Consider the following 17,546-nt stretch of genomic DNA (forward strand, 5'->3'; position numbering starts at 1 on the left):
TCCCCGCTGGGGAGAAGAGGGGGAGCAAGATGCGTCGACACTGCCCAAACGAACCCGCTTCTTCCGAGCACTCCATTCAATGGAGTCACAGGTGAAGCGGCAATCTCCCTCTTCTCCCCAGCGGGGCTAATAGATTCACACATTGTCGAAAGCGGATAAGAGGAGGTCTACGCCGCGTTTGGCCGCCTGGAACTGTTGCCATCCGTCGAGCATGACGATGGGGCCTGGCTTGCCGTAGTAGCCGGGCCACCCGCCGAGGCGGGCGCAGACCCAGGCGGCGTAGGCCAGCGACCCTTTGGGATGCGGGTTCTTCTGTCTGGCGGTGCTGCCCTCCAGCTTGGCGCAGAAGGCTTCCAGCAGCGGCCGGTCGCTCGGCTCGAAGGCGTCTTCGATGGGACGCAAGGTGTCGCCGGGCGGAGCGCCGTCGCGGGCATGCACCAGTTGCTGCACGATCACGGCCGCGACGAAGGCGGCCATCACCAGATTGCTCAGCGCGCCCTCGTCCTCGATGCGCAGGCCTTCGATATCGAAGCCCTGGGTCTTCAGGGTGCGGAACAATTGCTCGATCGTCCAGCGGCGGCGATAAAGGGCGATGACCGCCGCCGCCTGGTCGGCATCCGACACCGCGTAGGTCGTCAGCAGCCGCCAATGGATCGGCGTCGCGCCCGGTGGTGCGGCGGTCTCACGCACATCCACCAGATAAAGGCGCACCCCATCCGGGGTTTTCTTGTAGATGCCGTTCTTCGGGTGCGGCAATGTCACCGCGCTGAAGCGGATCGCCAACTGCGTGTCGCGCTCCTTGCGGCCCGGCTTGGCCGGCAGGGTGAAGGCAAGGTTTGCTGCAACCGGCAAGGCATCGGCCATGGCAAATAGCGACGGCTGGGCTTTGCCGAAACTACGGTCTTTGGCGGCGCGCACGACAAGGTCGACATTGGCAGGCTTTCGGGTGAAGGCCTCGTAGATATCGCTTTCGCGGTCGGCAATGACGGTGATGTGGCGCGCGCCTGCGCAAACCTTTGCCGCCCGATCGGCGCCCTCCAGCCAGCGATAACTCTCCTTCTCCTCAATCGGACGCGCGCGCTGGGTGCCGCGCTTGCCCTGGTCGCGGCTTAGAAACTGTCCGTGGATCGCCCCGACGATCGCGCCATCGTCGGCGTCGACCCCGATCATCGCGTGCAGATAAAGGCCGCCACCGCCGCTGGAGCGGACCACCGTCGTATCCTGAATGGCCAGGATATGCCGATCCGCGCAGCGGCCAGCCGTGCGCAAGGCCGCGCCATCGATCATCGCCTGCGGATCGACCGCTCCATTGCGCAAAAACCGGGTCAAACGGATCTCTCCGGTCCGATTGCCGCCGAGCTTGCGCACCCGCATTCCCTGGCCGGCCGTCGCAACAAGGCGCTCCAGCAAGAACGCCCCCCTTTTTCCAGGCGACGGTCGCCAAACCGCCCCAGGCTCAAATCATCCATCGCTCAATTCTCCTGCTTGCAGCAAGAGAATCAGAACGCCATCCCATAGGCAATTCTAAATGTGTGAATGCCATAGCCCAGCGGGGAGAAGGTGGCCCGAAGGGTCGGATGAGGGGGCTGCACGGCAGGCCCTTTCGTCACCCGCTCAACCGCTCTCGGTCGCCATCTGCGGCAGGGATTGCAGCAGGGTCTGGCGGGCGGAGCGCAGGTGGATGCGGCAGGCGGCTTCGATGGCGGCCTGGTCGCCGGATTCAAGCGCTGCGATGTAATCCAAATGCTCGTGGATGGCGCGCTCGTTGCGTTCGCGGGCTGCGGTCTTGTTCCACTGGTAGTGATAGTGGAAGACGATGGCGATGGCGTCGTAGAAATCGGCGATGAAGCGGTTCTTCGAGGCGCGGTGGATCAGCAGGTGGAAGCGTTCGTCGAGGACGGAGAAATCCTTGAAGCGCTGGTTGATGTCGGCAAGCATGGCGTGATGTTCATCGCGGATGCCGGCAAGATCGGTCCAGGCCTGGCTATCCCTCGCAAGCCTGCCGAATTCGGCGGCGGAATGCAGCTCGAACATCTCGCGCACATCGGCCAGTTCGAGGGCGAATTCGCGGGTAAAGCCCTTCAGCGTCCAGTGGCTGTTCGGCCGTTTCTCGATGAGGCCGAAGCGGAAGAAGCGGATCAGGAACTCGCGCACGCTTGTTGTGCCGGTGCCGATCTCGCGGGCAAGCTCCAGCTCGTTGATCTGCATGCCGGGGGCGGCATCATCGGCAAGAATGCGCTGCATGAAGCTGCGCTCGATGATGTCATGCAGGGAGTCGGTTTCTTCGGAGGGAAAGAGGTCGCGGTCTGTGGGTTCGCGCAGCACGATCTTCTGGCGCTTGTTCCAGCGGATGATGCCTTCCTCGCTGAGGCGGGTCAGGATGGCGCGCGCGGTGGAGCGGCTGACGCCGAGCTGGGCGGCGATCTCCGGTTCAGAGGGCAGCGCAGTATCCGTGCGCAGGGCGACGGCATACCTGTTGTAGGCTTCCTTGAAGACCGTATTCTGCCTTGCCACCAGACCCCCGCTTTCCGCCCTCGTGCGCAATCGCCTCTGCAAAGCAGGGCAAAAAGACCGGGGCTTGTTCAAACGACCTTTAGCTTATTTCCAGTCGCCTGCGGCTCATTGCCTCCCTCGTCCACAGGATCAATATTCCCGTTGACTCGAAAATGTTTATTGTAGATAAAAAACAAAATCAATGTGCATTCGCCGATGCAGCGAGTGTTTCCTGAATTCAAGAGTTGGCGCATGATGTCGTCCGAAAACCGCTCACATTTTTCGGTGTCATGCTCTGGGGAGAAGAGACTTGGACAAACTGCCTTGGATCATCCTGTCGGCCGGTGACAATGTCGCGGTCGCAACGGCGGCCATCGCGCCGGGTTCGACGGTTGCCGGCATTGAAACCCGTGAAAAAATCGACCCCGGCCACAAGGTGGCGATAGCCGATATTCCGCTCGGCGCCGCGGTGGTGAAATACGGACAGGCGATCGGCCGGACGACGGCAGAGGTCAAGGCCGGCGACCATGTGCACAGCCACAACCTGCATTTCGAAAACGACCGGCTGGCGGCGACCGCCAATTCGGCGCCGGAGATGGCGACTGGTGAAGACAGGGCGCGCACCTTCATGGGCTATCGCCGCGCCGACGGGCGGGCGGCGACCCGCAACTATATCGGCATCATCGCCAGCGTGAACTGTTCCACCACGGTCTGCCGGGCAATTGCCGACGAGGCGAACCGGACGATCCTGCCGCATTATGACGGTATCGACGGATTCGTGCCGATCGTGCACGACCAGGGCTGCGGCATGAGCTCGACCGGCGACGGGATGAACGTGCTGCACCGCACACTTGCCGGCTATACCAGGCATGTCAATTTCGGCGGCGTGCTGATGATCGGCCTCGGCTGCGAGGTCAACCAGCTGACGCTTTACGGCCAGAGCGGTGCGGGCGCGTCGAAGCGGCATTTCAACATCCAGGATGCCGGCGGTTCGCGCCGCGCTGTCGAGCGCGCCATGGGCATGCTGCGCGAAATCGCCGCCGATGTCGGCAAGGAAAAACGCGTGCCGATGTCGATCGGCGAGATCATCATCGGTCTGCAATGCGGCGGCTCGGACGGCTTTTCAGGCATCACCGCCAATCCGGCGCTGGGTGTGGCGGCCGATCTGCTGGCGGCGGCCGGCGGCACGGCGATCCTCTCGGAAACCTCTGAAATCTATGGCGCCGAACACCTGCTGCGCAGCCGCGCCGTCAGCGACGATGTGGCCAAGAAACTCGACGAGAAAATCGCCTGGTGGGAGGATTATGTCGCCCTGCACGGCGCCTCGCTCGACAACAATCCCTCGCCCGGCAACAAGCGCGGCGGGCTCACCACCATCCTGGAAAAATCGCTCGGCGCGGTTGCCAAGGGCGGCCGCTCGCCGCTGACGGCGGTCTATGGTTATGCCGAGCGGGTCACCGCCTCCGGCCTCGTCTTCATGGACACTCCCGGCTACGACCCGGTCTCGGCAACCGGCCAGGTGGCGGGTGGGGCGAATATGATCGCCTTTACCACGGGCCGCGGCAGCTGCTTCGGCTGCCGGCCGGCGCCGTCGCTGAAGCTTTCCAGCAATTCGGCGCTCTATGCCTCGATGGAAGAGGACATGGACATCGATTGCGGCACGATCGCCTCGGGTGACGCGACGATCAGCGGCAAGGGCCGCGAGATCTTCGAACTGATCGTCGACACGGCGTCGGGCAAGAAGACGAAGAGCGAACTCTTTGGCTATGGCGACAATGAATTCGTACCCTGGCATCTGGGGGCTACGCTCTAATCCTTTGTTTTACGCAATTCCCGGGAAGCCCGCTTGGCGGTTTCCGGGGATGGCCAGAGAATTTCACGTTCTTCGCCGGGAGGCATGATGAAAACGAGACGGATCGGCAAGACCAAGCTTGAGGTGACCGAAATCAGCTTCGGCGCCGCAGCGCTCGGCGGCCTCTACCGCGCCTGCCCGCGCGAGCAGGCGATGGACACGCTGCAGGCGGCGTGGGACAGCGGCATTCGCTATTTCGACGTGGCGCCCTGGTACGGGCTGGGCCTCGCCGAACGCCGCGTCGGCGATTTCCTGCGCGACCAGCCGGATGGTTCCTACGTGCTGTCGACCAAGGTCGGCCGACTGCTCAGGCCGGTGCCGACCGGAACCGTGCCCGATTACAGCTATGTCGATCCGCTCTCCTTCGATGCCGATTACGACTATTCCTATGACGGCATCATGCGCTCGGTCGAGTTCAGCCATGCCCGCCTCGGCCTCAACCGCATCGACATTCTCTATGTGCACGATATCGGCGTCTATACGCATGGCGCGGCGAAGAATGCGGTCTACCAGAAGCAGCTTTTCGATTCCGGCATCAAGGCGCTGGAGGAACTGAAAACCTCGGGCGCGATCTCCGCCTTCGGCCTTGGCGTCAACGAAGTGCCCGTCTGCCTCGACGTCATGCGCAACGCCGATCTCGACTGCATTCTGATGGCCGGCCGCTACACGCTGCTCGACCGTTCGGCAGTCGCCGAACTTTTACCGCTCTGCCGGCAGAATGGCACGTCGCTCGTCGTCGGCGGCGTCTTCAACTCAGGCATTCTCGCCACCGGCCCGGTGCCGGGTTCACATTTCGACTATATGCCGGCCGATGATGAGGTGCTTGCCAAGGTCGGCGCCATGGAGGCGATCGCCAAGCGCCACGGCCTACCGCTGGCTGCACCCGCCCTGCAGTTTCCGCTGCTCGAACCGATCGTCGCATCGGTGTTGATCGGCACGGCCAAACCGTCGAGCCTGACGCGCAACATGGAAATCGTCGAACCACGGATTGCTGACGAGATCTATGCCGAATTCGAACCCTATACGCTGGTCGCGCCGCCGCTCGGCGCCGAAGCTGTCCGAGTCTGAGGAGACAATATGCTCAAGGGTATTCATCCGCTGCTGGGCCCCGACCTACTCCATGCACTGAAGACGATGGGGCATGGCGACGACATCGTCATATCGGACGCCAATTTTCCCTCAGGCTCGATGGGCCCGCCGGTCATTCGCGCCGACGGCGTCAGCGCCACCGCGATGGCCGAAGCGATCCTCGCCCATATGCCGCTCGACACCTTCGTACCCGAAGCGGCCTGGCGGATGGAGGTGGTCGGCGACCCGCAAGCCATGCCGGAGGTCTGCGCCGAGTTCCAACAGATCGTTGCCAGGCGCGCCGGCGATTTTGCGATCGTGCCGGTCGAACGCTTCGCCTTCTACGCGATGGCCCGCAAGGCGGCCTATATCGTCGCGACGACGGAGTTCCGGCTCTATGGCAACCTGATTTTGAAAAAGGGTGTCGTGCATCCCAATGAGGTCGATCTCGGCTGAGACCTATTTTAGGTTATCGTAGTATTGAAATGAAATCAGTTGCTTGGGAGGAGCTTACCAAATAAAAAAAGCCGGATCGGCGCTCTTGCAATTTGATTGCGCCTCAGCTAGCTTCTGCCTGCAAATGTTTTTTATCGATAAAAATCGCCCGCCTGCGTTCAGCGGCCGATTTATTCGGAGGAGAACGCATCTTGAGAGGAGAACACTAATGACCATCGTAAAATCCCTTCTGTCGCGCCGCGCCTTTACGGCGCTTGCCGGCGCTGCCGTCATCGCCACGGCGATGCCGGTCACGTCCTTTGCCGCCGATGTGACGATCCCGATCATCGTCAAGGACACGACGTCCTTCTACTGGCAGATCGTTCTGGCCGGCGCCCGCAAGGCAGGCCAGGATCTCGGCGTCAAGGTGCCGGAACTCGGCGCCCAGGCGGAATCCGACATCAACGGTCAGATCAGCATTCTGGAGAACGCCGTTGCCGGCAAGCCGGCCGCCATCGTCATCTCGCCGACCGAATTCAAGGCGCTCGGCAAGCCGATCGACGAAGCCGCCAAGTCGGTCCCGATCATCGGCATCGACTCAGGTGCCGATTCCAAGGCATTCAAGTCGTTCCTGACGACGGACAACGTCCAGGGCGGCCGCATCGCAGCCGACGGTCTTGCCGCCGCCATCAAGGAGATGACGGGTAAGGAAGAAGGCGAAATCGTCATCCTCACCAATCTTCCCGGCGTCGGCTCGCTGGAACAGCGCCGCGAAGGCTTCCTGGATCAGATCAAGACCAAGCATCCCGGTCTCAAGGTCATCGCCGACAAATACGGCGACGGCCAGGCAACCACCGGTCTCAACATGATGACCGACCTGATCACGGCCAATCCGAAGCTGGTCGGCGTCTTCGCCTCGAACCTCATCCTGGCGCAGGGCGTTGGCCAGGCGATCGCCGAAAACAAGCTCGGCGACAAGATCAAGGTCATCGGCTTCGACAGCGACGACAAGACGGTCGGCTTCCTCAAGGACGGCGCGATCGCCGGCCTCGTCGTCCAGGACCCCTACCGCATGGGCTATGACGGCATCAAGACCGCGCTTGCCGTCTCCAAGGGCGAAAAGGTTCCGGAAAATGTCGATACCGGCGCCAACCTCGTCACCAAGGCGAATATGGCCGATCCGAAGATCGATGCGCTCTTGAACCCGAAGATCAAGTAATCCGACAAGAACGGGCCGCGCCGGCTTTTTAAAAACCGGCGCGGCCTTTTCCATCCATGCTATGGTTTGCCAGGGTGGAAATGAGACGACCAAGAGGAGGAGAGGTCCATGATCGGACTGGAAGAGGTCAGTCATCGCCATGATGACAGCGCCACGCTGAAAGAAGCCAATCGCATCCCCACCGGATCGCCTATCCTCGAACTCAAGGGCCTGCAAAAGAATTACGGTCATGTCCAGGCGCTGAAACCGGCGACGCTGACCTTTCTGGCCGGTGAAATCCACGCCATCGTCGGCGAAAACGGCGCCGGCAAATCCACCCTGATCAAATTGCTCACCGGTGTCATTACCCGGACGGCCGGCGAGGTGCTGTGGTGCGGCCATCCGGTAGGACTGTCGACGCCGAACGAGGCGATCGCTCGCGGCATCAATGCCGTGCACCAGGAAGTCGTACTCTGCCCGCATCTTACGGTCGCCGCCAACCTCTTCCTCGGCGACGAGGTCAACCGCTACGGCCTGATGCGCAAGAAGCAGATGGTGAAGATGGCGCAGGCCGTGCTGGACGATCTCGGCTTCGGCCTGCCGGCGGCCGCGCTTCTGAGCTCACTGACCATCGGCCAGCAGCAGCTGGTGGCAACCGCGCGGGCGGCGATGCGCGGCACCCAATTCCTGATCTTCGACGAACCCACAGCCTATCTCACCCGCCAGGAATCCGCACAGCTCTTCAAGCTGATCCGCCGCCTGCAAAGCGAAGGCGTCACCATCGTCTATATCAGCCATCGCATGGAGGAAGTCTTCGAACTGGCCGACCGTGTCTCGGTGCTGCGCGACGGCACGCATGTCGGCACGCGGCTGATCGGCGAGACCAACGATGCCGAGCTGATTGCCTTGATGATCAACCGCTCGATCGAGCAGATCTACCACAAGGAAGAGATTGCCATCGGCGAGACGATCGTCGAGGTCAAGGGTCTTTCGGGTCCGGGCTTCGAGGACGTGTCGCTCAGCGTCAAAGCCGGGCAGATCGTCGGACTCTACGGGCTGATCGGCGCCGGACGCAGCGAATTTGCGCTCGGCCTCTACGGACGCCAGCCGATCAGATCAGGTGACATCGAATGGATGGGCAAGCGTGTCGACATCCGCAACGAACGCACGGCAATGGAACTCGGCATTGCGCTGGCGCCGGAAAGCCGACGCGACCAAGGGCTTTGCCTCAACCTGCCGATCGGCCTCAACATCAACCTGCCGGTCTTCGGGCGCCTCAGCCAAGGGCCGGTGATCAGTCATACCCGCGAAGCGGCCAATGCCGACAAGCAGATCCGCGATCTCAGCATCAAGACGCCGAGCCGGCGCGTGCCGGCCTCCAGCATGTCGGGCGGCAACCAGCAGAAGATCGTCATCGGCAAGTGGCTGAGCCACGGCGCCAGGCTGTTCATCTTCGACGAGCCGACCGTCGGCGTCGACGTCGGCACCAAGGCGGAAATCTACAGGCTGTTTGCCAAGCTTCTGAAGGAGGGGGCGGGCATCATTCTGATTTCCTCCTACCTGCCGGAAGTTTACGAACTGGCCGACCGGCTGCACGTCTTCCGCGGCGGCAAGCTCGTCGCGAGCCATGATTTCCACGCGGCGACGCATGAACAAGTGCTCAGCGAAGCGATCGGTGTCTGAGCAACAAGCAATTCCAGCAAAGGCGCGCCGCGGTTTGGCGTCCGGAAATTGCGTGAAAACAAAGAGATAGAGCATTACCGCGGTTCGCAGAGAACGGAAATGCTCTAAGAGGGAGAAATTTCATGACTGCCACCCCCACCGAAATCGTCGCGCCGCCGCCGCGCCGGAAAATGAACATCCTGTTCGGCCTGACCCTGATCGGGTTGCTGATCTTCCTCTGGATCGTCCTCGGCTTGGTCACTCCCAGCTTCTGGACGCCGCTCAACATCTCGAACCTGCTGCGCCAGGGCGCAATGACGGCAATCCTGGCGCTCGGCCAGACCTTCGTCATCATCACCGCCGGCATCGATCTGTCGGTCGGCGCGATCGTCGGCTTTTGCACCGTCATCATCGCCTGGCTCCTGCAGGCGGGCGTGCCGCTCTGGGGAGCGATCTTGCTGACGATCGCCATCGGTGTGGCGATCGGCGCCTTCCACGGTTTCGGCATTGTGCATATGGGCCTGCCGCCGTTCATCATCACGCTGGCGACGCTGACATCGCTGCGCGGCATCGGTCTGCTGATCACCAACGGTTCGACGATCAGCATCACCGATGAGGGTTTCAGCAATTTCGCCCGCGCCGATTTCCTCGGCATTCCGAGCCTGTTCTGGATGGTCATCCTGGTGGCGGTGCCCTCCTTCGTCTTCCTGCATCTCAGCCGCTGGGGCCGTTATCTCTTCGCCGTCGGTTCGAATGCGGAAGCTGCCCGTCTTTCCGGTGTCAACGTCAAGGGCATGATCTACCTTGCCTATATCCTTTCGGCCGGCTTTGCCGCCTTCGTCGGCGTGCTGCTTGCCTCGCGCATCGCCATCGGCAATGCGACGCAGGCCGACGGCTGGGAATTGCAGGCGATCGCCTCCTCCGTCATCGGCGGCACCAGCCTGTTCGGCGCGGTCGGCTCGGTGCACGGCCCGCTGATCGGCGCCTTCATTCTCGCCACCATCAACAACGGCGCCAACCTTCTGAACGTCAACTCCTTCTGGCAGCGCATCATCACCGGACTGCTGATCATCGTGATCGTCTTCTTCGACCAACTGCGCCGCCGCAAGAGCAATTGAGCGACAACAGAGAGCCGGCCGGAAAGGCCGGCTTCTTCAATTTCCAGGAATGCGAGACCCGTCATGAAAGCAGTTGTTTGCCGGGAGCCCGGCGTGCTCGAGATCGTGGAGCGGCCATCGCCTGAGGCACCGGCGCCAGGCTGGGTGCGCCTTGCCGTCAGCCATGTCGGCATCTGCGGCACGGATTATCATATCTTCGAGGGCAAGCATCCCTTCCTCGAATATCCCCGGGTGATGGGGCACGAGATTTCGGCGACGGTGCTAGAAGCCGGCGACGGTGTGGGTTTGACGGCCGGGACGCCCGTCATCGTCAATCCGTATCTTTCCTGCGGCCAATGCGTCGCCTGCCGCCAGGGCAAGCCGAACTGCTGCACCAATATCAAGGTGCTCGGCGTGCATACCGACGGCGCCTTCTGCGAAGAGATCTCGGTTCCCGCAAGCAATCTCTATGCCGCCGAGGGGCTGAGCCTGGAGGCTGCGGCCACCGCCGAGTTTCTGGCGATCGGCGCCCACGCGGTGCGCCGTTCGATGGCGGGGGCCGGCGCGCGTTCGCTCGTCATCGGTGCCGGACCGATCGGGCTTGGGGCGGCGATCTTTTCGCGCATTGCAGGGCATGAGGTGACGCTGCTCGATACCAGCGGTGAGCGGCTACAGATGGCGGCCGAGCGCTTCGGCTTCTCCTCCGGCATCGTCGCCGATGAAGGCACCATGGATGCCGTGCGGGAAAAGACCAATGGCGACGGTTTCGACGTGGTCTTCGACGCGACCGGTTACGGCCCCTCGATGGAGAAGGCCTTTTCCTTCGTCGCCCACGGCGGCGCATTGGTGCTGGTCAGCGTCGTCAAGGACGACATCCGCTTCTCCGACCCGGAATTCCACAAACGCGAGATGATGGTGATCGGCAGCCGCAACGCCACCCGTGTCGATTTCGAGCATGTGGTCGATTCGATCGCCAAAGGGCTGGTGCCGGTGGACAAGCTGATTACCCACCGCACGGCGCTGGCCGATACGCCGCGTGATCTCTCGCGCTGGGCGCATGAGAAGAGCGGGCTGATCAAGGCGGTGATCAGGGTTGGGGGTTAGGGTAAGACGGTAGCATGCACGTGGAATGCTCGGCGTGGATACTCGGGTCAAGCCTGAGTATGACGGAGAGTGGGGAAACCACGCGGCAAGGGCCAGGAGGCTTGGAGCAATTCCATCAAAGGTGGGCGCGGGTCTGTAAGTCAGGGATCGCGCAATAATAGGGAGAACCCGCGGTCCCAATTTGCTTGTCGTTTGGTGTCTACGACGCTTACTTGCCGCAGTGCCCACACCACACTCCGTCGTCTTCGGGCTTGACCCGAGGACCCATGCGGCAACCATTGCATTCGCGTTTCAAAAGCGCAAAACGCTTTCCGTCCGGGATGGCGGAACCGCTAACGCTCCGTTGCCGAAATCGCCCTGCACATCTCCCTGACCACCGCACTATCCGTCCGGTTTGCGCTTTTCGCCTCGAAACCAAAGGCGACCGCGCGGGGGTCGGCGCTTTCCACAGGCGAGCTGCAGGAGCCATGGACCTCGCGGGCACCGGTCGCCTGTAAGATTTGGCCGGCATTGGCCGGGCGGATGCCGCTGCCGGGCATGATCGATATGCGGCCGGCGGCCTTTGCCGAGAGGCGTTTCAGCGTTTCGATCCCGTCCGCCGCCTTCAGCGCGCAGCCGGAGGTCAGGATGCGCTCAACGCCGAGTTCGACGGCCTGCTCCAGCGCCCGATCGGCATCCGGCACCAGATCGAAGGCGCGATGCAGCGTTGACCCCAGGCCTGTCGCATGCGTCTTCAGGCGTTGGATCAGCGGCATGTCGAGCGTACCATTGGGCCGGTTGGCGCCGATGACGACGCCGGCGAGACCTGCGGCGCGCACGGCATCGATATCGAGCATCATCGCTTCCTCGTCGACACTATCGAAGATGAAGGGACCGGCGTGCGGGCGGATCATAGCGTAAACCGGTATGGGCGCCCTGGCGGCGATCCGCATTAGGCTCGGCAAGGGCGTCAGGCCGCCGAGCTCCAGCGCCGAGCAGAGTTCGATGCGGCCGGCGCCGCCTTTGATTGCGGCTGCAAGGCCCTCGGCGCTGTCGACGCAAACTTCCAGCAAGATCGTCATGCCGCACTCTCCCTCACTCTGTCGGTCTGCGCCACAGGTTCCGACGTCAGTCTCGCCGCCGCGGCGATGATCATCGCGCAGGCATCGGCGGCGGCTTTGCGATGGTTGAAGGCGACGTGATAGGACATCGGCAGGTGTTCGTCGAGATCGACGATGCGCACCTTATCGGCGATCGGCACGGCGCTGACGCGGCCGAGAAAGGAGACGTAGCCGTGATTGGCGACGAGGTCGACGATAACCGGCAGCGAATCCGCCGCGGTGATATCCTGGCTGCGGAACCGCCGGTTCGGGGCACGCTCATAGCTGAAGGCCATGGCCGCGTGGCCGAGGCCGGTGCGCGGGCTCGGCATGCAGATCGCATGGCCGGCGACGAGATCGGCGACATTCGTCTCGGTACTCTCCGGCGGCGCGATCACCACCATGTCCGTCTGCAGCAGCTCGCGGTGGCGGAAGCTTTCCAGCCCGAAGACCGAATCCAGGATGGCGACATCGATGCGGCCGCTCTTCAGCGCCTCGCGCAGATCGTCGGCGGTCATCGAGACCAGCGAGATCGCATTGTTGCTGCGGCGCGCATTCCATTCCGAAACCAGCGAGCCCAGGCAGCGCGCCACCCAGCTTTCCGAGCCCGTGGGGATGATCGAGCCGATGCGCAGTGACCGGGCGGTGCGCCGATATCGCTCGTCGGCCGAAGACTTCAGATCGTTCCAGGCTTGGCTAATCGCCGTGAATATCTGGTAGGCGCGCCTGCCCTCCTCCGTCAGCACCGAGCCCTGCGCCTGCCGCTCGAACAGGCGGCCACCCAGAAATTTCTCCATGTTGGCAAGCTGAAGCGAAAGCTGCGGCTGACCCAAGCGAAGACGGCGGGCGGCGCGATTGATGCTGCCCTGATCGGCAACCTCGAGAAAGCGCTCAATCGTGACGATCTTGAGGGGAATGCGGGATGCCCAGGCCTCGTGGGCATCGGCGGCCGCAGCATCATGACCCGTGAATTGACCGAGCTCGCCGATTGCCGCCGTGATCGGCTCGAGCCCCTCCCGCACCCTGCCGCTGGCGAGCAGCGTCACCAGCTCGCCGGAGGCGCGTTCCGTCAGCTTCATCGCCAGCTCGGTTTCGAGATGGCGGATGGCCGTCGAGACGGTGGAGGGCGACAGCTGGAAGCGGCGCGCGGTCTCGCGCACCGAGCCGGAGGTCAGGACATGGTGGCTTATGAACAGGGCGCCGAGATGCAAAGGGGCGGGCTCCGGAAAGCGCTGGAAAAACCGGACGATATGATGTGTTCACAAAAAAAGATATCCCTGCATCTGAGGAGGCGGGCTATCGTTTCCGTCATAGAAAAATCCGGGCGGCGGCAATCCGCAACAGAGCACCGGACCATCGCGGAAACACGCAAGGGAACAAAAACAAATCGCGCCGGCCCTGGAAAAGGGAATGCGTTTCCGCGCGTGGAGATGCTTTCGCCGCCATAATCGTGCCGCGACTGCAAATACTGGAGGGGGCTTGCATCGATTTTTCAGGCATGCACGCTATTTCCATGACGCACGCAATTCCGGCATGGTGGCGACGTCGTCGCGCTGGCTGGCGGACTTCTGTGCGCAAAGCTCCCGCTCGGGGCTTGCGCACTTGCATAATGCAGCAATTCAAAGTGCTAACGGTGTCAACCAAGGGGATATTCCATGCTGAAGAAACTCGCACTCGCCGTCTCGCTCTCCGCCTTCGCGGCGGGTGCGGCTCATGCCGCCGATGTCGTCGTCTCGTCGAAGATCGATACGGAAGGCACGCTGCTCGGCAACGTCATTGCGCTTGCGCTCGAAGCCAACGGCATCAAGACGCAGGACCGCATCGCGCTCGGCGCCACGCCGGTCGTGCGCAAGGCGATCACCGCAGGCGAAATCGACATCTATCCGGAATATACCGGCAACGCCGGCTTCTTCTTCAACAAGGCAGATGACGCCGCCTGGAAGAACATCGACCAGGGTTACGAGCTGGCGAAGAAGCTCGACTATGATGCCAACAAGATCGTCTGGCTCACGCCGTCGCCTGCCAATAACACCTGGGCGCTTGCCGTGCGCAGCGATGTTGCCGAGCCGAACAAGCTGAAGAGCCTCACGGACTTCGGCAAATGGGTCGCGGGCGGCGGTGCCGCCAAGCTTGCTGCCTCCGCCGAATTCGTCAATTCGGCCGGCGCGCTTCCCGCCTTCCAGACGACCTACGGCTTCCAGCTGAAGCCCGACCAGATGGTCGTTCTCTCCGGCGGCGACACGGCGGCGACGATCAAGGCGGCCGCCGACCAGACGAACGGCGTCAACACCGCCATGGTCTATGGCACGGACGGCGCGATCGAAGCGGCCGAACTCACCGTTCTCGAAGACGACAAGAACGTGCAGCAGGTCTATGCGCCGACGCCGATCATCCGCGAGGAGGTGCTGAAAGCCAATCCGAAGATCGAGGAAGTGCTTTCGCCGATCTTCAAGAGCCTGACCGCCGACGAGCTGCGCAAGCTCAATGCCAAGATCCAGGTCGACGGCGAGCCGGCGAAATCCGTCGCCGAAGCCTATCTCAAGGAAAAAGGCTTCCTGAAATAATCATCGCTCGCTCCGCCCGATCGCGGGCGGGGCCTCCCTTTGCTGATAGGGTTGGCCGGACGGGATTGGTCAGACAGGGTTGATTTGATGGAAGAAACCTCAGCGGTCCGCAGGCTGGACCGGCTCGGCTTGGTTCTGGTGGCGGGCGGCATTGCGGCGACGGCACTGATGCCCTTCATCTATGTCAAGGCGAACCGCATCGCCGCCGGCAAGCCAATGCTGCTGACGCATCTTCTTCCCCAGGCTTCCGTCATTTTCCTGACCGCGCTGCTCATTCTCACAGCCTTGGCGACGCTGTTTCTCCGCAATGCTCTTGCCCGGCTCGTCATCGCCACACTCTGCCTTGCGACGCTGGTCGTTGCGATCGGCCTTGTCTCGACGGCGGCAACGCCGCCGGGCAGCACGGTGGCGCGGATGACGCCCGGCGGCGGCTTCTGGGCTCTCTTCGCGGTGATCGGGCTCGTCATCTCGGATGCGCTGGTGAAGATCCGCCTGGCGCCCTGGATGCGGGTCGCAGCCCTTGCAGGCTACACCGCGCTGCTCTTCATCTCGCTTGCCTCCGGCCTACTCGACAGTCTGTCGATCATGAAGGAGTTCTCGACGCGGGCGCCGCAGTTCGAGACGGAAGCGATTTCGCACCTGCTGCTGGCCTTCGGCTCGCTCGCCATCGCCATTGTCCTCGGCCTGCCGCTCGGCATCCTCTGCTTCTGGGTGCCGAAGCTTCGGGCAATCGTGCTGCAGGGTCTCAGCCTGATCCAGACGATCCCGAGTCTGGCGCTTTTCGGCCTGCTGATGCTGCCGCTCGGTTATCTCGCCACCCATGTGCCGCTGGCATCCGCCATCGGCATTCGCGGCATCGGCACGGCGCCTGCCTTGATCGCACTCGTGCTCTATTCGCTGCTGCCGATCGTCGCCAACACCGTCGTCGGCCTGCAGGGCGTCGACCCCTCGGTGCGCGATGCTGCGGCCGGCATGGGGCTGACGCGCCGACAGATCCTCACCGGCATCGACATGCCACTTGCCTTTCCCGTCATCCTCACCGGCATCCGCATCGTGCTGGTGCAGGCGATCGGCATGGTGACCATCGCCGCGCTGATCGGCGGCGGCGGCTTCGGCATCTTCATCTTCCAGGGGCTCGGCCAGACAGCCATGGACCTCGTCCTGCTCGGCGCCGTGCCGACCGTGTTCTTCGCCTTCTCATCGGCCGTCATCCTCGATGCGGTCATCGACAGCATCCGGGGAACCGCCGCATGAGCATGATCGAGATCAGGAACGTCACCAAGCGCTACGGCGCCGCCACCGTCGTCGACAATGTCTCGATGCGTGTCGAGAAGGGCGAGATCACCGTCATCGTCGGCACCTCCGGCTCCGGCAAATCGACACTGATGCGGATGATCAACCGTCTGGTGCCGATCACCGAAGGCGAGATTTTCGTCGGCGGGCAGAACGTGATCGACGTCGAGGTGACGGAGCTACGCCGCAAGATCGGTTATGCCATCCAGGGGCACGGCCTTTTCCCGCATCGGACCGTGGCGCAGAATATCGCCACCGTGCCGCAGCTTCTCGGCTGGGATGCCGCCCGCATAGCCAGACGGGTCGAGGAGCTGCTCGGGCTTTTCAATCTCGATCCGGCTGATTTCGCCGACAAATATCCGCACCAGCTTTCCGGCGGCCAGCAGCAACGCGTCGGCGTTGCCCGGGCGCTTGCAGCCGAACCGGAACTGCTGTTGATGGACGAACCCTTCGGCGCGCTCGACCCGGTCATCCGCGGCAAGGCGCAGGACGATCTGCTGGCGATCCAGAAGCAGTTCGGCACCACCGTCATCCTCGTCACCCACGATATGGACGAGGCCTTCCATCTCGGCAACCAGATCGCGGTGATGAGCCAGGGCCGGCTGCTGCAATGCTCGACGCCGGAAAAGATCCTCACCGAACCCGCCGATCCCTTCGTCCAGCAATTGACCGGCACCTCCGACCGGGCGCTGAAGCTGATGTCGCTGCTGCCGCTGAAAGAAAGCATGGAGCCGGCAAAGAGCGGGCTCGCCTACGCCCTGCCGCAGTCCCTCAGCCTGCGCGATGCGCTGGCCGAAATGATCTGGCAGGGGGTCGACGAGGCGGCGGTGCAGGATGGCGAAAAGGCGCCGGTGGGATCGATCTCGATGAGCCGGCTGCTCGAACTGGGCCGCAAGGCATGAAACTCCTCGTCGCCAATCTCTTCCGCCTGGCGGCGCTCGCCTTGCTGCTCATCCTGCTGTTCAGGACCGAGTGGCTTTCCTTCCTGCTGGTGCCGCTGACCAACAACAACGCGCCCGCCGTCTATACGCAGAACAGCCTTGCCTCGCTCGCGGTCGGCCATCTGCAACTGGTGATCGGATCGATTGCCTGCAGCGCCGTGCTCGCCGTTGCCGGCGGCATCTTTGTCACCCGCGAGAGCGGCGCCGACTTTCTGCCGCTGTCACGCGCCATCGCCAATGCCGGGCAGACCTTTCCGCCGGTCGCCGTGCTGGCGCTTGCCGTTCCCGCCACCGGCTTCGGCGCCATGCCGACGCTGATCGCGCTCTTTCTCTACGGCCTGCTGCCGATCTTCGAAAACACCGTCGCCGGGCTGAAGCAGGTGTCGCCGCAGGTGCTCGATGCCGCCGACGGCATGGGCATGAACGGCAGGCAGCGGCTGTTGCGCGTCGAGCTGCCGCTTGCCCTGCCGCTGATCCTCGAAGGGCTGAAGGTCGCCACCGTGATCAATATCGGCACGGCGACGATCGGCTCGACGGTTGCGGCAAAGGGCCTCGGCGAGGTGATCATCGCCGGGCTGATTTCCGACAATACCGCCTTCATCCTGCAGGGCGGGCTGATCGTCGGCCTGATGGCGGTGCTGATCTATGACGCCATGGGCCTTGTCGAAGCGGCGATCACCCGAAGAATCGGCTTGCGCCCGGCGTGAAAGGACCGCTACCACAGGCGTGACTACTGCAAAGTGCTGCAGCGTCCTTTGCG

General features: G+C 63.0%; 16 protein-coding genes. 12 read left to right on the forward strand and 4 right to left on the reverse strand.

Going from position 1 to position 17,546, the window contains the following annotated elements:
- Nucleotides 1-135 precede the first annotated feature (135 nt).
- Together ACS4RS_RS05030 and ACS4RS_RS05035 are read right to left on the reverse strand one after the other, a co-directional pair.
- Nucleotides 136-1,410 carry an IS4 family transposase gene (locus ACS4RS_RS05030; RefSeq protein ID WP_439008464.1) on the reverse strand — a complete coding sequence of 425 codons (1,275 nt, stop codon included), beginning with the start codon at nucleotides 1,408-1,410 and terminating at the stop codon, nucleotides 136-138.
- A gap of 204 nt (nucleotides 1,411-1,614) precedes the next feature.
- On the reverse strand, nucleotides 1,615-2,514 hold the full coding sequence (locus ACS4RS_RS05035) for a GntR family transcriptional regulator (protein ID WP_449313904.1): 900 nt from the start codon (nucleotides 2,512-2,514) through the stop codon (nucleotides 1,615-1,617).
- A gap of 289 nt (nucleotides 2,515-2,803) precedes the next feature.
- Between ACS4RS_RS05035 and ACS4RS_RS05040 the strand changes: the two genes are divergently transcribed.
- The 7 genes from ACS4RS_RS05040 to ACS4RS_RS05070 all read left to right on the forward strand — a co-directional run bounded on the left by ACS4RS_RS05040 (nucleotide 2,804) and on the right by ACS4RS_RS05070 (nucleotide 10,909).
- The gene (locus ACS4RS_RS05040; RefSeq protein WP_439008463.1) at nucleotides 2,804-4,306 is read left to right on the forward strand and encodes a UxaA family hydrolase; all 1,503 of its coding nucleotides are present in this window, start codon (nucleotides 2,804-2,806) and stop codon (nucleotides 4,304-4,306) included.
- A gap of 87 nt (nucleotides 4,307-4,393) precedes the next feature.
- The gene (locus ACS4RS_RS05045) at nucleotides 4,394-5,413 is read left to right on the forward strand and encodes an aldo/keto reductase (RefSeq protein ID WP_439008462.1); all 1,020 of its coding nucleotides are present in this window, start codon (nucleotides 4,394-4,396) and stop codon (nucleotides 5,411-5,413) included.
- 9 nt (nucleotides 5,414-5,422) lie between these two features.
- A complete protein-coding gene (locus tag ACS4RS_RS05050; RefSeq protein ID WP_439008461.1) occupies nucleotides 5,423-5,869 on the forward strand; it encodes an RbsD/FucU family protein in 447 nt (148 codons plus the stop codon).
- 208 nt (nucleotides 5,870-6,077) lie between these two features.
- On the forward strand, nucleotides 6,078-7,067 hold the full coding sequence (locus ACS4RS_RS05055; protein ID WP_439008460.1) for an ABC transporter substrate-binding protein: 990 nt from the start codon (nucleotides 6,078-6,080) through the stop codon (nucleotides 7,065-7,067).
- Between the two features lie 108 nt (nucleotides 7,068-7,175).
- The gene (locus ACS4RS_RS05060; protein ID WP_439008459.1) at nucleotides 7,176-8,729 is read left to right on the forward strand and encodes an ATP-binding cassette domain-containing protein; all 1,554 of its coding nucleotides are present in this window, start codon (nucleotides 7,176-7,178) and stop codon (nucleotides 8,727-8,729) included.
- Between the two features lie 122 nt (nucleotides 8,730-8,851).
- A complete protein-coding gene (locus tag ACS4RS_RS05065) occupies nucleotides 8,852-9,826 on the forward strand; it encodes an ABC transporter permease subunit (RefSeq protein WP_439008458.1) in 975 nt (324 codons plus the stop codon).
- 63 nt (nucleotides 9,827-9,889) lie between these two features.
- Complete coding sequence (locus tag ACS4RS_RS05070; RefSeq protein WP_439008457.1) at nucleotides 9,890-10,909, forward strand: zinc-binding alcohol dehydrogenase family protein; 1,020 nt, start codon at nucleotides 9,890-9,892, stop codon at nucleotides 10,907-10,909.
- A gap of 332 nt (nucleotides 10,910-11,241) precedes the next feature.
- Here the strand turns inward: ACS4RS_RS05070 and ACS4RS_RS05075 are convergent, their stop codons facing one another.
- Nucleotides 11,242-11,970 carry a copper homeostasis protein CutC gene (locus ACS4RS_RS05075; protein ID WP_439008456.1) on the reverse strand — a complete coding sequence of 243 codons (729 nt, stop codon included), beginning with the start codon at nucleotides 11,968-11,970 and terminating at the stop codon, nucleotides 11,242-11,244.
- Nucleotides 11,967-13,199, reverse strand: coding sequence for a LysR family transcriptional regulator (locus tag ACS4RS_RS05080; protein ID WP_439008455.1), 1,233 nt, complete (start codon nucleotides 13,197-13,199; stop codon nucleotides 11,967-11,969). Before ACS4RS_RS05080 ends, ACS4RS_RS05075 begins: the two co-directional genes overlap by 4 nt.
- Here ACS4RS_RS05080 and ACS4RS_RS05085 point away from each other — a divergent pair.
- From ACS4RS_RS05085 to ACS4RS_RS05105, 5 genes are all read left to right on the forward strand, one after another.
- Nucleotides 13,167-13,436, forward strand: coding sequence for a hypothetical protein (locus ACS4RS_RS05085; RefSeq protein ID WP_439008454.1), 270 nt, complete (start codon nucleotides 13,167-13,169; stop codon nucleotides 13,434-13,436). The two genes, ACS4RS_RS05080 and ACS4RS_RS05085, sit on opposite strands and share 33 nt — an antisense overlap.
- A 207-nt stretch (nucleotides 13,437-13,643) precedes the next feature.
- Nucleotides 13,644-14,552 carry a glycine betaine ABC transporter substrate-binding protein OsmF gene (gene osmF, locus ACS4RS_RS05090; RefSeq protein WP_003588811.1) on the forward strand — a complete coding sequence of 303 codons (909 nt, stop codon included), beginning with the start codon at nucleotides 13,644-13,646 and terminating at the stop codon, nucleotides 14,550-14,552.
- A gap of 87 nt (nucleotides 14,553-14,639) precedes the next feature.
- A complete protein-coding gene (locus tag ACS4RS_RS05095) occupies nucleotides 14,640-15,806 on the forward strand; it encodes an ABC transporter permease subunit (RefSeq protein WP_439008453.1) in 1,167 nt (388 codons plus the stop codon).
- The gene (locus ACS4RS_RS05100; RefSeq protein WP_439008452.1) at nucleotides 15,803-16,747 is read left to right on the forward strand and encodes an ATP-binding cassette domain-containing protein; all 945 of its coding nucleotides are present in this window, start codon (nucleotides 15,803-15,805) and stop codon (nucleotides 16,745-16,747) included. The genes ACS4RS_RS05095 and ACS4RS_RS05100 overlap by 4 nt, the downstream gene beginning before the upstream one ends.
- The gene (locus tag ACS4RS_RS05105; RefSeq protein ID WP_184376800.1) at nucleotides 16,744-17,493 is read left to right on the forward strand and encodes an ABC transporter permease; all 750 of its coding nucleotides are present in this window, start codon (nucleotides 16,744-16,746) and stop codon (nucleotides 17,491-17,493) included. The genes ACS4RS_RS05100 and ACS4RS_RS05105 overlap by 4 nt, the downstream gene beginning before the upstream one ends.
- The last annotated feature ends 53 nt before the right edge of the window (nucleotides 17,494-17,546 follow it).

The organism is Rhizobium sp. F40D2 (genome assembly GCF_051810745.2).
GTDB lineage: Bacteria > Pseudomonadota > Alphaproteobacteria > Rhizobiales > Rhizobiaceae > Rhizobium.